The organism is Pollutimonas bauzanensis (assembly GCF_040393045.1).
GTDB classification, from domain to species: Bacteria; Pseudomonadota; Gammaproteobacteria; order Burkholderiales; family Burkholderiaceae_B; genus Pollutimonas; species Pollutimonas bauzanensis_A.
This window is the reverse complement of the sequence record NZ_JBEBUX010000005.1, coordinates 1-15,186: the sequence shown is the minus strand read 5'-3', so window position 1 is coordinate 15,186 and position 15,186 is coordinate 1. Positions and strand designations below refer to the sequence as shown.

Sequence of the window (15,186 nt, the reverse complement as noted above, 5' to 3'; positions counted from 1 at the left end):
GAATGGCCGGATTTCTGTTTAATCGCCTGTGGCAGAGCATTATCCTGCTGGTGATCGTGTCGATCATCGGCTTCACAGTGCTAAACATGATCCCTGGCGGTCCGTTATCGCAATTCGCGCTGGATGCCAGCATGACGCAGGCTGACATCGAACGCCTGACCCGTCAGCTTGGCCTCGATCGACCGCTGCTGCTGCGATATTTTGACTGGGCCTGGCAAATGTTGCGAGGAGACTGGGGCACTTCTTTTCGCGACGGCGTCCCTGTCATACAAGTGATCGGTCGACATCTGTTCGCCACGCTGTTGCTGATGGGATCATCGACCGCTATTTCCATCGCCATCGGTACGTGGATAGGTATTCGTGGCGCGACGCACCGTTACTCGGGCTTCGACTACGCCGCTACCATCGGCGCCATGATTGCGCTTTCGATCCCGACCTTCTGGTTTGGCCTTGTCGGTATCTATGTATTTTCGCTAAAGCTCGGCTGGGTGCCTGCGGGCAACATGTACACGATCGGCGATCAGTCGGTGCTGAACTACCTGCATCACCTTGTCCTGCCGAGCCTCGTACTGTCTCTGGTGAATATCGCTACCTGGAGCCGCTACATGCGCTCGGCCACGCTTGACGTGATCAACCAGGATTTCATCAAGACTGCGCGGGCCAAGGGGTTGCGAGAGCGCCGAGTCGTGATGAAGCATGTGGTGGGCAATGCGCTGCTTCCTATGATCACGCTGGCGGGAATGCAACTGCCCACCATTCTCGGCGGCGCGCTGGTAACCGAGACTGTTTTCACCTGGCCCGGAATGGGGCGGCTGTTTCTCGACAGCCTTGGTTACAGCGACTATCCGGTGGTGATGGGGCTCCTGATGCTCTCCGCCATTTTGACCTTGCTTGGAAACCTCATCGCCGACGTCATCGTGGCGACGGTTGATCCACGCATCCGCCTTGCCTGACCCCCTTAATCAGGAGACTGTTATGACCACTATTGCAGCATCGTCGGACCACAGTCGCTGGTGGCAGAGCCGGGCCGTGCGCCGGTTCGCCCGCCATCGTCTGGCCCTGGTCGGTATCTTCATGATTACAGCACTGACGCTGGCTTGTATCGTGGGTCCTTGGCTTCTGCCTTACGACTCGCTTTACATCGATCTGCGCGCGCGCTTCGCTCCGCCCCTTACTGGGCAACATTACCTGGGCACCGACCCTCTGGGCCGCGACCAGGCTGTGCGATTGCTAGAGGCCGGGAATATCTCGCTTCTGGTCGGTTTCTCGGCCATGATCCTCTCGACCATCATCGGTACCGCAGTAGGCGTGATTGCGGGCTATCGCGGCGGTTGGCTGAGGGCCACGCTGATGCGGATGGTCGATGCCTTTCTGGCTTTTCCCTCGATTTTCCTCGTGCTGGCGCTTGCCGCACTGCTCAAGCCCAGCCCGACAATGATCACGGTGATCATTGCAGTCACAAGTTGGATGGAGGTCGCCCGTATCGTCGAGGCCGAAGTGAGCTCCCTACGCGAGCGGGAGTTCGTACAGGCAGGACTGATGCTGGGGCTAAGCAGCCGCCACATTATGTTTCGCGAGATTCTGCCCAACGTCATGGGCCCGATCATTGTGGCCGCTACCCTCACTGTGGCACGCGCTATCCTGCTCGAAGCCTATGTCAGCTTCCTCGGCTACGGAATCCAGCCGCCACTGCCAAGCTGGGGCAATATGTTGAACGGCGCACAGCAATATCTGGCGACCGCGCCATGGCTGGCCATCGTACCGGGCATCACGATCACCATTGCAGTGACCAGCTTCAATTTCATCGGCGATGGCTTGCGTGACGCGCTGGATGTGCGTAATGATCATCTATGACAAGTATTCGTCTTTTTTCGCGCAAATAAAGCATCTTTGAGTATATTGACTGCTTCAACAGCATAGCCAATGGACTTCATCCGCATGCATGTCAAAACCTTAATCCTGGCCGTGGCCCTCATCCTCCTGCCTGGCATGGTCAGTGCCGAAGTCAATACCGCTCTTGCAGGGCAGACGGTGATTCAAAAAATCTCTGGCGGCGAACAGCGCAAAGAATACGCGCCGAATGGGCAACTGATATACGAGGTTCTGGAAAAACGTAGCAGTGCAGGGCTGGAAGCCACCGAGCGCGAATGGTCGCTAGAGGGAACACCCTTGCGTGAACAGGTCTTTCTGGGCGGCACGCAGATGCGGGCTACCTTCTGGTATATGAACGGGCAAGTACGAGAAAAACATGTGAATCAAACTGTGCGCGACCCCAAAGGGCCACCCGGAAACTATGTAGAGCATTTTTCCGATTTGGGTCTGCCGGTGGCCTCGGGTGTCATGCAGGGGCAGTTCAGGCGCGTGGGTCTGCATCGCTTCTATAACGAACAGGGCAAGCTGAAAGCAGAGGTAATTTACGATGCCAATGGCAACCTTGTTTCCGAGAAAAAATTCGATGCAGCGGGCGCAGCGGGTGCGGCCCAGGAGTTCTACCCCGACGGCTCTCGACGGCTGCGTTGAGCAGTGAAAATCGCACTGCAGTGATAGACCATGAGTCCGCCCCGCGTGGGCACCCGCCCGCTATCCAATAAACGATCTTTCTTTACCTCTTCCTAAAACACGTCTATACTAAATATAGAATCACATTCTATTATTTGGAATATGGATAAAACATTAGTCAAAGGATTGTCGGTGCTGGAGTTCCTGGTCAACTCCGTTACGCCATGCAGCGTATCGGATGTGGCGCAGGCTTTCTCGCTGGTGCCCAGTAACGCACACCGGACTTTGAAAACACTGGTGGCTTTGGGCTATGCGCGGCAGTCTACCGATGCGCGTTATCAGGCCAGTTTGCGGCTGTTCGAGCTGGGGTCCAAGGTTGTAGGCACATTGGATATCCGCCATGTTGCCCATCAGCCTATGGCGGCGCTAGCCACGGCTACGCTGGAAACCATTCATTTAGTCGTGCGGGACGGCGATCAGGTGGTCTATCTCGACAAAATTGATAGCCCTCAGCCTGTGGCGGCCTACTCGCATATTGGCGGCCGGGCACCCGCACAGTGCGTAGCCAGCGGCAAGGTATTGCTTGCCTATGCATTGCCGGATGACAAGGCGCAGGCCTTGGCCTGGTTGCGCAGCACCGTGCCTGCGTTGCAGTCGTATACGGCCTTTAGTCATCTCAAGCACGGCGCATTGCTGGACGACCTTCTGCAGGTGCGCGAGCAAGGCTACGCCTTGAATCGCGGCGAATGGCGCGAAGATGTCTCGGGGCTGGGCGCGCCCGTGTTCGATGGCCGCGGTCAGGTAGTAGGTGCGCTGGGCATCAGCCTGCCCAGTATTCGGGCGAGCGCGGAACGTCTGCCTGAGCTGATTGCACCCTTGAACGAGGCTGCCGCGTCGACATCGGCATTATTAGGATATCGGCCTGGCGCCATCGCGCCAGTGCCTGTTTTCAACACCAAGAGTATGAGCAAGGCATGACAACAATAAGTTAACGATCAGCCGTCAGGAAGGCGGCGCCACCCGCAAGGAGACAACGATGTCAATTTCAATGTTGCACAGTCGAGTATCAGGCAGGGGCAGTACCTTAAGCAAACCGGCAGCATGGTTCCGAATGGTCTGGCCATTAGCTGTGGCAGTAGGGTTAACGGCTGTGGCGCCAGTGGCGAAGGCTGCCGATGATTGGCCCAATCGCCCAATACGCATGGTGGTGCCGTATCCGCCGGGTGGGGGTACCGATATTATTGCTCGCATCATCCAGGAAGATCTCAGCAAGCAACTGGGTCAGACCGTCGTTATCGAGAATCGAGGCGGCGCCGCAGGGATGATAGGTACGGAAACTGTGGCGCGGGCCGCACCTGACGGATATACCGTGTTGTTCACGTTGTCATCCCATACTATCAACCCTGCTGTCTATAAAAAGCTGAACTACGACACCGCCAACGATTTTGCGCCGGTTTCGTTAGTGGCGTCATTGCCGCAGATACTGGTCGCCAATCCCGCCTTTGCCGCTAACAATATCGCCGAATTACTCCGGGAAGCCAAAGCCAGGCCGGGCGAGCTTTCTTACGGGTCGGTGGGTAATGGGTCGCCCAGTCATATAGCGGGTGAGCTTCTGGGCTTGCGCACGAATACAAAAATGCAGCATATCCCCTATCGCGGCGGGGGGCCGGCCGTTAACGACGTGCTGGGTAATCAGATTCCTCTGTTATGGGTATCTATTCCCGCCGCTGCCGGCTTCGTCAAGACGGGGCGTTTGAAAGCGCTGGCAGTGTCGACAGTAACCCGCAGCCCGATGTTTCCAGACGTTCCCACGGTACAAGAGTCCGGGGTCGCCGATTTTGAAGTCGACTCCTGGTATGCCATGTTCGTGCCCGGCAAGACGCCGCAACCCATCATAGACCGCCTTTCCAAGGCGATTTCGATTGCGGTGAAGAAGCCGGAGATCAAAGAGAAACTGCTTGGACAAGGTGCGCAGGCAGTAGGCAGTACACCGGCGCAGTTGGATAGTATCGTTAAAACAGAGCTGAGCAAATGGTCGTCATTGGCCAAGGACGCCAACATCAAACTCGATTGAGGGCAATCGAGACACAAGGATAGGAGTATTTTTATTATGCAGACATCAACGGGCAATCTACCCCTACGTACTGACGACGAGGCCATGGCGCAGGTAGCCGCCTTAATACAGCGTGCCCGTCGCGCCCAGCAAGCCATCAACGACTACACCCAGTCCCAGGCAGATGATCTGGCGGTGGCATGCGGCTGGGCCATTATGGAGCCGGAGCACAACCGCAAGCTTGCCGAGAGGGCGGTGCGCGACACCGGCTTGGGTAATGTGGCCGACAAGATCACCAAGAATCATCGCAAGACGCTGGGTCTATTGCGGGATTTGCAGCGCGCCCGCACGGTGGGGGTCGTGTCCGAGAATCCGGAGCTTGGCCTGGTCGAGTTTGCCCGGCCGGTCGGGGTGGTGGCTGCCATTACGCCATCCACCAATCCGGGGGCGACGCCCGCCAACAAAATCATTAACGCCCTGAAATGCCGTAATGCCGTGATCGTGGCTCCTTCCCCGAAAGGGGTGGGGACGTGTGAGATGCTGCTGGGCTACATTCACGACGAGCTGGAGCGTATCGGTCTGGATCGCAGCCTGGCCGAGGGCTTGGTGCAGATGTTGCCGACGCCTGTGTCCAAGGCTTTGACGCATGCGCTGATGATGCAGGCTGACCTGGTGGTGGCCACCGGCAGCCAAGCCAACGTGCGTGCCGCCTACCTTAGCGGAACGCCAGCCTTCGGGGTAGGGGCGGGCAATGTGGCCAGCATCGTCGACGCCAGCGCCGACCTGAAGGCCGCGGCCGAACGCATCATGCTGTCCAAGACTTTCGATAACGCCACCAGTTGCTCATCCGAAAATAGCGTCGTCGTCGACGAGTCCGTGGCTGACCGCTTTATCCAGGAGTTTGCCAGGCAGGGCGGAATACTGCTGGAGCCGGATGAAAAAACGGTGCTGCAAGCTGCGATGTGGCCTGAAGGCAGGTTGTCGGGGACACTCACCGGCAAGTCGGCAGATGTCATCGCTACCGCCGTAGGGTTGCAGCGGCCCGAGCTTGCCAGCGCCAAGGCGCTAGTGGTGGAAGAAGATGGCTTTGGGCCGGACCATCCTTTTTCGGGAGAGAAACTGTCCCCCGTCCTGACGCTGTATCGCAGCCGTGACCGCGACCATGCGGTGCAAATCGTGGATGCCATTTATGCCTATCAGGGGGCTGGGCATTCCGTTAGTCTGCATATTGATCCGGATCAGGCTGATGAGCAGGCCAGGCACCTGGCGCAGGCCTTGCCGGTTGCCCGCGTTATCGTCAATCAGCCCCATACCGTGGCGACTGGCGGGAGTTTTGAAAATGGCCTGCCATTCTCGCTATCTATGGGTTGCGGCACCTGGGGCGGCAATAATTTTTCGGCCAACATGGATTACCGGCAGTATCTGAACACCACCCGAGTGGTGTATCCGATACCTGTCAATGTGCCCACCGAAACGCAAATATTCGGCGCTTTCTTCGCGAGGTTTGGACGATGACGCAAAACACTGCTCAGACGTTGCATGAGCTGTTGCATGCACACGTGGAAGGACAGGCGCAAGCACTGCTGCTGATTGCTCCGGAAACCGATGTCCGGCTGAGCTACGGCGAGCTGGCACTGCAAACCGAACGCTTCGCGCGATGGGCAGCGGGCCACGGCTTGCAAGCGGGTGACCGCATTGCCATGCTTTTGCCCAATGGTATGCAGGCCGGCCTGATTTTCCTTGCCGCTATGGCCAGCGGTCATGTCATCGTGCCTCTGAATCTGCTGGCCACACCATCACAGTTGCTGCACTGCCTGCGCCATAGCGGCGCGCGTGTCGTGGTGACTTGTGCGGAACTGTCCGCCTCAGTGCACAAGGTGCTGCCTGAAATAGCAAGTGACCGCGGCCTTCTTGGAGTGATCGAGGTCGATCCGGATGCGGACCAGTTTGCCTTGGACGGTCCACCTCTTGCTACTCCTAAAGTGCCGGGTCCGGATGACATGGCCTTGCTGATGTATACCTCGGGAACGACCGGCACACCAAAGGGCGTGCCGCTGAGCCATGCGAATTTGTTGCATGGCGCGCGCTCGGTGGCTGGCTGGCATGGCCTGGGGCCGGGCGACAGGGTTTTGTCTGCTTTGCCGCTCTATCATATTAACGGCCAGGTCATTGCCACCCTGACTCCCTTCGTCTCGGGCGGCAGCATCGTCATGCCGCGTCGTTTCAGCGCCAGCCGCTGGTGGGAAATGGTTGACCGCTATCAGTGCACCTGGCTGAACATGGTTCCCACCATCATTGCCTATTTGCTCAACGCCGAACCCGATGCTTCCGATGGTTTGCATTCCAGCGTGAAGTTTGGCCGATCGGCTTCCGCACCGCTGCCTGTCGAGCACCATCAGGCTTTCGAGCGCCGCTTCGGAATTCCTATTATCGAAGCCATGGGCATGACCGAAACTGCCTCAGTCATCTTCTGCAACCCGCAAGACCTGGACGGCCGACGCTATGGTTCGCCAGGACTGCCTTGCGGCGTCGAAGCCCGTATCATCGGGCAGGATGGCGGGCAGGCGGCAGACGGGGAAATTGGTGAGGTGACGCTACGCGGTCCCAACGTTATGCAGGCCTATTTCGATAATCCGGCAGAAACAGCTAAAGCTTTCGATGCCGAGGGCTGGTTACGCACCGGCGATTTGGGCTATCGCGACGGCGAGGGCTATTTCATCATCACCGGCCGTATCAAGGAATTGATCATCAAGGGCGGCGAGAACATCGCACCGCGTGAGATTGATGAAGTCTTGCTCGCCCATGCTGCTGTCCTGGAGGCCGCTGCAGTGGGGCTGCCGGATGCCGACTACGGCCAGGAAATCTATGCCGCCGTTACGCTCAAGCCCGGCTTTCAAGTCGATGCGCAAGCTCTGCTGGCCCATTGTCGTGAAGCCTTGGGCCGCTACAAGGCGCCTCGGGAGATCCGCATCGTAGACGAGCTGCCCAAGGGGCCGTCAGGGAAGGTGCAAAGATTGAAGCTGGTGGACCTTTGGAAAACAGCCGAGACGGAAAAGACGTAGCACGCATGCGAAGCCGGCTCTCCTACGCTTTAAGTCCGCGGCCCTCGTCTTCGGGGGCGACGATGCGTGCTTTGAGGAGGCTGACAATTTCATCCTGTCGCGAGCTGATTTCTTCCAGAGCCCCGCTGATCCCGACTGCGTAGCGCATGCCTGCCTCGTCCGCTTTCGTCACGACACTGATCATCGCCCTGTCGGGGTTCGTGACTCCTTGTGAATAGGCATAGCCGTGCGTGGCGGCCTGATGTATATGGGTCTCGACTTCGAGAAGCGAAACGTCTTGCCCGGTGCCGCTCAAGCGGCTGTTGGTGCGGCTCACAATCCGGCTTACATGATCTCGGCTTTCTTTTGACAGCAAAGCCCAGCCGAGGCTGGACATACATAGCAGGCGGCGCGTTCCGGGTTGAACCCTGTATTGGGCGGGGCCGCGTCCGGCTATGGCAACATGGGTGTACTGAACATAGATATCATTTTCTACTCCCAGTATGGCGGTCAAGCCTGTTTCCTTGACGATCTCTTCAAGCGTTTGCGAATTGACCCCCATCATTGCCATCCCTTCTAGTACCCAATCACCGAGCAGTGCCAGCCTTGGCGTTGCCAGATAGGCGCGCCTGCGTGCGTCGTATCGCAAATACCCGAGCTGTGCGATGCTTTTGAGCAGCATTTGCGCACTAGATAACGGATAGCCGAGTTCCTCCGAGATCTCGCGAACGGTGGTACTGCGTCGCATGCTCCGCATGTATTCCAAGACCTCAAAGACCCTGGCAGCTGTTTTGATTACTGAGTCGCTCATATACAGCGCCCAAGCTCCTCTAGAATCTCTTGTGTATTTTCACCCAGCTCAGGTGCGTGCCTGTATATGGAAAGTGGCGTTTCACTGAAACGCGTAACGGGTCTGACTTGTCGAATTTGCCCCACAGAGGGGTGGTCGCTTTCTTCGAAGAACCCCACTGCTTTCAAATGCGGATGATCCGGCAGGTCGTCCAGGCTATAGATACGGGTTACAGGGATGTCTAAATCCGTGCAGACACCGACCCATTCGGCTGTGGTTTTCAAGGGGGTGATGGAAGCCAGCGCTGCATAAATTTCCTGGATGCGTGCATTGCGCTTCGCTCTGTCTGCAATGTCGAACGTTTCAATCAGTTCAGCCTTGTCCACCGCGCTGAAAAATGCGCGCCAATGCTTTTCCGTATAGGGCAGAACACCAATCCAGCCATCTTTAGTCTTGTATGGCCGGCGGCCGCCGTTAATGATTCGTTTATAACCGGCAGGTTCATTGCTGTCTGGGAATGAGAGTCCTGCCATATGTTCAGCCAGCACGAAGGACGCCATGGTCTCAAGCATGGGCACTTCTACGTATTGGCCTTTGCCACTACGTCCACGGTGAACCAGTGCGGCCATGACCGCGTTTGCCATATACAGGCCGACAGTTTTGTCGGCGATCAGGTTCGGAGAGTATTCCGGCGCTTCCTTACCCAGGGAACTGATGCCGACAAAGCCGCATGAGGCCTGGATGATGTCGTCGAATGCTGGTTTGTCTTTATCGGGGCCATCCTGACCGAATCCTGTTGCTACGCAATAAACAAGGGCGGGGTTCAGTTGTTTGGCAGTCTCGTATCCAAAGCCCAGTTTCTCAATGGCCTTGACGCGCATATTGTGCACGAGTACATCGGCTTTGCCGATCAGCTCACGCAAAATCGCTTTATCTTTTTCGTTTTTGAGATCAAGCACGATTGAACGTTTGTTCCGATTCAGCGATAGGTAGATTGACCCCATACCCTTAGTACGTGATGCTCCATTGGAACGAATGATGTCACCAGCGGGCCCCTCGACCTTTATTACGTCGGCGCCGAAGTCCGCGAATAGCTGGGTTGCGATAGGGCCCAGCACCACCGAAGTCAAATCCACTACGCGGATGCCATCCAGGGGACCTTTGCATGTTGGTTGGCGCTTGGCGGCTTCCAGGCTTTCATCATTGTTCGCATTGGCTTGCACTGTCTTCTCCGAAATTAATATGTACATGGTTTTAAATAGTATATATGTATTATTTACTCGGGTAATGTTGAAAATGTTACTGCGCAAACCCATTGAAAAACAAAAGCCGCGGATTAAAAGTATCTGACCTCAATAGATATATAGGACAAATAAGTTTCATATACATGCTTTGCACGATATTTTTATTCACCTATATGAATAAATAGTTTATTCATATGCAGCGTTTACGCTACCATTCGCCCCATCTCAAAGGAGTGAGGGCGCATGACCGAACTAATAAAATTCTTAATATATGACGAAGCCCCAGAGCTACTGGATCTCAGGCGACAAGTCAGGGCATTCATAGAAGAAGAGAAAAGCGCTGGGCGCATCAAGCCGGGGCCATACGGCTGGGCAGAACCCAGTTCCGATTTCAGTCGTGCGCTTGGCCGCAAAGGCTGGATAGGAATGACGTGGCCCCGTGAGTACGGTGGTCACGAACGTAGCGCCATAGAGCGATTCGTCGTTACCGAAGAATTGTTGGCAGCCGGTGCGCCAGTTCGCGCGCACTGGGTGGCCGATCGACAAAGCGGCCCCTTGTTGCTGAAGTTTGGCACCAAGGCACAACGCGAAAAGTTCTTACCTGAAATTGCAAAAGGGGAGTGCTATTTCTGTATCGGCATGAGTGAAGCAGACTCCGGCTCCGATCTCGCATCCATCCGCATGAAAGCGACCAAGGTGGACGGGGGCTGGCGTGTTACCGGCAGCAAATTATGGACAAGTAATGCGCACCGCGTGCACATGATGATTCTCTTCGCCCGCACTGGTCCGCGCGGAGAGTCTCGGCGGGAGGGCGTGAGCCAGTTCTTGGTCGATCTTTCTTGGTCCGGAATTACAGTGCGTCCGATAATCAACCTGGCAGGCGAGCACGATTTCAATGAAGTCATTTTCGAGGATGTGTTTGTTCCTGATGACATGGTGATAGGCACCATCGGCAACGGTTGGCAGCAAGTCACGAATGAACTCGTATATGAGCGCAGCGGCCCTGATCGATGGATGAGCACATACCATGTGCTGTCCGGCATGACTGGAAAACTCAAAAAATTTCCCTCTGAAACGAGGCGGGATACCGTTGCCCGCCTAGTAGCGCGTCTGTGGACGATGCATCAGATGTCCTGCTCGATCGCAGGAATGTTGGAAAACGGAATTACGCCACACACCGAAGCGGCACTGGTCAAGGATCTGGGTACTTGTTTTGAGCAAGACATACCCGAGGCAGCCCGCACATTATTCCCCGAAGAGTTGCGCTCAACATTTCCCGAGAATGATCCTTTCAATGAGGCGCTCAGATACTCGACCTTATATGCCCCGGCGTATTCGATACGAGGCGGCACCAAGGAAATCCTGCGGGGGATTATTGCAAAAGGGCTGGAGTTGCGATGAACGACATAGATCAAATGCTAAACGATAGCGCGGAGCGGTATTTTCTTGACCTGTGCACGAGGGAAACGCTTGATTGTGTGGAAGAGGGGCATTGGCTGTCTGAAGCTTGGGCAAGTATGGGGGATATCGGCCTGGTTTCGGCTGCTGTCATGGAAACCGAACCCGGAGAGCAAGGCCTGCCGTTGTCCTCTTTAAGCATGCTGGCACGCCAGGCGGGCCGCTTCAATGTACCGCTGCCACTGGTCGAAACCTATTTGGCACAACGTGCGCTTATGCGTCACGGCATACCGTTCGATGAGAACGTGCCGCTGGGCGTAAGCATTCTTGCGACAGACCCTGCAATTAAATTGGACCGCTCGGCTGCCGGCGGCTACATCGTGAATGGTTCGGTCGCCCGAGTGGCCTGGGGCAGGCATTGTGAGGGGGTTGTCGTATCAGCCAGCACTCAAGACGGACCTGTTCTCGTGCTGCTTCCTAAGGGCAAAGTAAACCGTCAACAATCCAATCTTGCCGGGGAACCCCGTGACACCTTGGAGTATGAAAAAGTCCATATTGCTGAGGAATGTGTGCGTCCCGCCATTCAGGAACAGGGCCGCCTTCTTTTCGAGGGCGCTCTCTTCAGATGCATGCAAATGACCGGCGCTTTACAAAGGGCGCTCGAAATGACGATTGGCTATGCAAAAGAACGAGAACAGTTCGGGCGGCCCATTGCCAAGTTTCAGGTGATTCAGCATCAGATTGCAGAAATGGCTGCCCAGGTGGCTAGCGCCACCGCCGCCGCCGATGCGGCTTCTCACGCAAGTGCTTCCAACGTTGCATTTGCAGAGGTCGCCATGGCCAAGATCAGGTGCAGCGAGGCCGCATCCTTGGCGTGCGCTATCGCGCATCAAGTGCATGGGGCGATGGGCTTTACACACGAACATAGTCTGCACCTGACTACCCGCCGGTTGTTGTCCTGGCGAGAAGAGTTCGGATCCGAGAGTTATTGGGCCGCCTGGCTCGGCGCCCAGCTTGAGGCGCTGTCGGAAAATGAACTATGGAGCTTTGTCACGGCGCCTTCCGCGCATACGTTCTCTTAAGTCAAGGAACAAATCAATGAGTGAAGAATTACTTTTTTCTATTGATGAGGGCATTGCCACCATCACCCTGAATCGTCCGGATAAGCTCAACGCATTTACGACGGAAATGCTGGAGGATTGGGCCGATGCCCTTATGGAGTCTCAACGAAATAGTGACGTCAAGGTCATTGTTGTGACAGGCGCGGGTCGCGCCTTCTGCTCCGGAGGTGATGTGAACGGCATGAGCGAACGTAAAAAGGCTGAAACGCCGATCATGCGTAAGCATTCACTTGCCGACCGCGTGCATCGGATACCGCTGATTATGTCGACGCTGGATAAGCCAGTATTAATAGCTGTGAATGGCGTGGCTACTGGTGCAGGGATGGATATGGCGTTGATGGGCGATATCAGGATTGCCGCCCAAAGCGCACGGTTTGCGGAAACCTACGTGCGTATCGGCATCATGGCCGGTGATGGCGGAGCCTGGTATCTTCCGCGCCTTATTGGCCTGCCCCGGGCGCTTGAGCTGCTATGGACAGCGCGGTTTGTCGACGCAAACGAAGCCGAACGTATCGGGCTTGTCAACAAGGTGGTGCCAGATGATCAACTAATGGATGAAACCTATCGAATGGCCAGGCAAATTGCGGCGGGGCCGCCGTTGGCTATCAGGATGATGAAAAAGGCGGTGCTCCAGGGTTTGAATATGGACATTGCCACCCACCTGGAGCAGGTTTCGTCTCACATGGCAGTGCTGTTCTCGACCGAAGATCATCAAGAAGCGATGAGCGCATTCAAGGAGAAACGCCAGCCGGTTTTCAAGGGCATCTGATATCCCATAGGCCGCCTCATAGTGCTCTGGCACACAGGTGGCGGACTTGGTTTCGTTAACGTATTTACATCTATCAGAAAGAAAAGCGAGGAGACACGCATGAAACGTTTGATTAGAAACGCATTCTTTTCCACTGCTACGCTAGTGGCATTCATTCATCCTGCTTTGGCCAGCAATTACCCTGACAGGCCAATCAAAATGATTGTGCCGTTTTCGGCAGGCGGACCGACAGACGCGATGGCACGATTGCTGGCTGAGCGGCTGGGAAGCACGCTTGGACAGGTCGTGACTGTTCTGAACAAGGCGGGTGGCGATAACCTCATCGCTGCGCGCGAAGTGGTTGCAAGCAAGCCAGACGGCTATACATTGTTCTTTACCACCAATGGGCTATTGAGCATTGCACCGGCAATTGACGCGCAGTATCCGATTGACACGCTAAAGGAGTTCTCTTATATCGCCTCCATGAGCGCGTATCCGTATGTTTTCGTCACAGGAAAAAATGAAAAACGCGAGACCCTGGACGATTTTATTAAGGATAGTCGCAAGGAAGCGGGGAGCGTGTCTTATGCCGTCGTAGGTAACGTTTCGCTCGTGGCTGGCGCATTGTTTACCGACTCATTGAAAATAGATATGCTGCCGGTACGCTACAAAGGCAATTCGGATACGGTCAGCGACTTATTCGCCGGCCGGTTGAATCTAGGCACATTCGCGCCTTCGTTCTCGGTGCCGCTCATCGAAGCGGGAAAGTTCAAACCCCTTGCGGCCACTGGTGTGACGCGAATTAAACAGCTTCCCGACTTGCCTCTTGTGTCTGAGCTAAATCCGGCCCTGAAGGAATTTTCCGAGAACGCTATGGTTTGGACCGCGTTGGTCGCACCCGCCGGTTTGCCGTTAGATATCGAGAAAAAGATACAGGCAGCCGTTAAGGCTGTTATGTCCGATCCCTCCATGATTTCCAAGGTCGAGCACCAAGGCGATATCGTGGATTGGCGCAGCGGTCCGGAAACCAAAAACAGGGCTGTGAAAGAAATGGATATGTGGAAGCGGGTTGCCAAAAGCTCTAACCTGCAAAAGATGTAGTATTTCAGCCATCGCTGGCCCTGTCATGATGAAATCCTGGCTTTCTCGCGAGAGCCAGGAGGCGTGTATGATGCCTGCAGCCTTGAATTGTCACGCGGAAACCAGCCTCAATGCCTTCGCCCAGTCCGACAAAAGTAGCAACCGTAAAATCGGCAGACAGAGTTGTTGCCATACTCGAGCTCTTCGCGCTACGTCAAAAACCGTTGAATCTGACCGAGATAGCATCAGAGCTCGGCTACCCGATGTCCAGCGTACTTGCGCTACTCAGAAGCTTGAGCGCCAGCAATTACATTACGTTCGACCCAGAAAGCAAGACGTACTCACCTTCCTTACGTGTTGCCATGTTGGGAAGCTGGATCATGGGTGAACTTTTCAGCAATGGCACCGTCATTGCATTGATGGACCAAATCCAGAAAGACACCGGTGAAACCGTCATTCTGGGCGCACCTAACGGGCTGCATGCCCAATATATACATACGGTTCAGTCCCAGAGACTACTGCGCTTTTATCTTAAGCCGGGTTTGCTGCGGCCAATGACCAAGAGCGCCATCGGCAAAGCGCTGCTCATGCAATACCACGATCAAGATATTGCGCAATTCGTTCAACAAGTGAATCGGTGTAGCACGCTTGAACGGAACTTGGTCAATCTCGATGATCTGCTCGCCGATATCCGCATAGCTCGCGAGCTAGGTTATGCGTTTACCGATCAGTTAACCGAAGGAATCTGCGCTATTGGCATGCCCCTTGCGCTTGGTGGCCACATTCCATGCGCCATCGGAGTCGCAGGTCCTATTTTTCGACTCAAGCGCAAAAAAGAGAAAGTGGTCAACATTATCCGGCAACTATCCGGAATTTGTCTTAAGTAAAGGTATCGAGTCCGATTAGGCATGACTTTATGTTGTGGCTGACTGCGCAATAGGAAGTGGTCAAGCGACGCCGGGCAACGGCATTACCAACCACATTGCCATACTTTTCTTTTGCAGAAAGCGCTGGGTATCAACTTCACCGTCGTTCCTTACACCGGTTCCGCGCCTGCGCTGAATGATCTGCTCGGTTAGCAGATCGATGTCATCGTCGATCAAATTCCCAGTTCGCTCCAGCACCTTCGAGCGCGGTAGTCGTGAGATTGGATGGCACTGTCTATGCCATGCCATCCAGCGCCTTTTCCAGGTTTCCCACCGTCCGTTCGAT

The 15,186-nt window shown here is 55.5% G+C and carries 15 protein-coding genes; 12 read left to right on the top strand and 3 right to left on the bottom strand.

The window, feature by feature from the left end:
- Positions 1 to 2: 2 nt before the first annotated feature.
- From ABWO67_RS01475 to ABWO67_RS01445, 7 genes are all read left to right on the top strand, one after another.
- Positions 3 to 953, top strand: a complete 951-nt coding sequence (locus ABWO67_RS01475; RefSeq protein WP_353146569.1) for an ABC transporter permease — start codon at positions 3 to 5, stop codon at positions 951 to 953.
- 22 nt (positions 954 to 975) lie between these two features.
- Positions 976 to 1,854: an ABC transporter permease gene (locus ABWO67_RS01470; protein WP_353146567.1), complete on the top strand. Its 879-nt coding sequence runs from the start codon at positions 976 to 978 to the stop codon at positions 1,852 to 1,854.
- An 84-nt stretch (positions 1,855 to 1,938) separates the two neighbouring features.
- The gene (locus ABWO67_RS01465; RefSeq protein ID WP_353146565.1) at positions 1,939 to 2,520 is read left to right on the top strand and encodes a toxin-antitoxin system YwqK family antitoxin; all 582 of its coding nucleotides are present in this window, start codon (positions 1,939 to 1,941) and stop codon (positions 2,518 to 2,520) included.
- A gap of 141 nt (positions 2,521 to 2,661) precedes the next feature.
- Positions 2,662 to 3,477: an IclR family transcriptional regulator gene (locus tag ABWO67_RS01460; RefSeq protein ID WP_353146563.1), complete on the top strand. Its 816-nt coding sequence runs from the start codon at positions 2,662 to 2,664 to the stop codon at positions 3,475 to 3,477.
- Between the two features lie 58 nt (positions 3,478 to 3,535).
- Positions 3,536 to 4,573, top strand: coding sequence for a tripartite tricarboxylate transporter substrate binding protein (locus tag ABWO67_RS01455; protein ID WP_353146561.1), 1,038 nt, complete (start codon positions 3,536 to 3,538; stop codon positions 4,571 to 4,573).
- Positions 4,574 to 4,609: 36 nt separating this feature from the next.
- Positions 4,610 to 6,067, top strand: a complete 1,458-nt coding sequence (sauS, locus tag ABWO67_RS01450; RefSeq protein ID WP_353146559.1) for an acylating sulfoacetaldehyde dehydrogenase — start codon at positions 4,610 to 4,612, stop codon at positions 6,065 to 6,067.
- Entirely contained in the window at positions 6,064 to 7,614 is a 1,551-nt protein-coding gene (locus ABWO67_RS01445) for an AMP-binding protein (RefSeq protein ID WP_353146557.1), read from the top strand. Before sauS ends, ABWO67_RS01445 begins: the two co-directional genes overlap by 4 nt.
- Before the next feature lie 22 nt (positions 7,615 to 7,636).
- Here ABWO67_RS01445 and ABWO67_RS01440 read toward each other — a convergent pair whose 3' ends face one another.
- Positions 7,637 to 8,404 carry an IclR family transcriptional regulator gene (locus ABWO67_RS01440; protein ID WP_353146555.1) on the bottom strand — a complete coding sequence of 256 codons (768 nt, stop codon included), beginning with the start codon at positions 8,402 to 8,404 and terminating at the stop codon, positions 7,637 to 7,639.
- Positions 8,401 to 9,576, bottom strand: a complete 1,176-nt coding sequence (locus tag ABWO67_RS01435; protein WP_353146648.1) for a CaiB/BaiF CoA transferase family protein — start codon at positions 9,574 to 9,576, stop codon at positions 8,401 to 8,403. The genes ABWO67_RS01440 and ABWO67_RS01435 overlap by 4 nt, the downstream gene beginning before the upstream one ends.
- A 294-nt stretch (positions 9,577 to 9,870) precedes the next feature.
- Between ABWO67_RS01435 and ABWO67_RS01430 the strand changes: the two genes are divergently transcribed.
- The 5 genes from ABWO67_RS01430 to ABWO67_RS01410 all read left to right on the top strand — a co-directional run bounded on the left by ABWO67_RS01430 (position 9,871) and on the right by ABWO67_RS01410 (position 14,861).
- Positions 9,871 to 11,028, top strand: coding sequence for an acyl-CoA dehydrogenase family protein (locus ABWO67_RS01430; RefSeq protein WP_353146553.1), 1,158 nt, complete (start codon positions 9,871 to 9,873; stop codon positions 11,026 to 11,028).
- Positions 11,025 to 12,107, top strand: a complete 1,083-nt coding sequence (locus ABWO67_RS01425; RefSeq protein ID WP_353146551.1) for an acyl-CoA dehydrogenase family protein — start codon at positions 11,025 to 11,027, stop codon at positions 12,105 to 12,107. The genes ABWO67_RS01430 and ABWO67_RS01425 overlap by 4 nt, the downstream gene beginning before the upstream one ends.
- 16 nt (positions 12,108 to 12,123) lie before the next feature.
- Positions 12,124 to 12,915 carry an enoyl-CoA hydratase/isomerase family protein gene (locus ABWO67_RS01420; protein WP_353146549.1) on the top strand — a complete coding sequence of 264 codons (792 nt, stop codon included), beginning with the start codon at positions 12,124 to 12,126 and terminating at the stop codon, positions 12,913 to 12,915.
- A gap of 99 nt (positions 12,916 to 13,014) precedes the next feature.
- On the top strand, positions 13,015 to 13,995 hold the full coding sequence (locus ABWO67_RS01415) for a Bug family tripartite tricarboxylate transporter substrate binding protein (protein ID WP_353146547.1): 981 nt from the start codon (positions 13,015 to 13,017) through the stop codon (positions 13,993 to 13,995).
- Between the two features lie 110 nt (positions 13,996 to 14,105).
- Positions 14,106 to 14,861 carry an IclR family transcriptional regulator gene (locus ABWO67_RS01410; RefSeq protein WP_353146545.1) on the top strand — a complete coding sequence of 252 codons (756 nt, stop codon included), beginning with the start codon at positions 14,106 to 14,108 and terminating at the stop codon, positions 14,859 to 14,861.
- Positions 14,862 to 14,921: 60 nt separating this feature from the next.
- On the opposite strand, the gene ABWO67_RS01405 is transcribed toward ABWO67_RS01410, so the two are convergent.
- Positions 14,922 to 15,186, bottom strand: a 265-nt coding sequence (locus ABWO67_RS01405) for a hypothetical protein (protein WP_353146543.1), incomplete at its 5' end; no start/stop codon positions are given.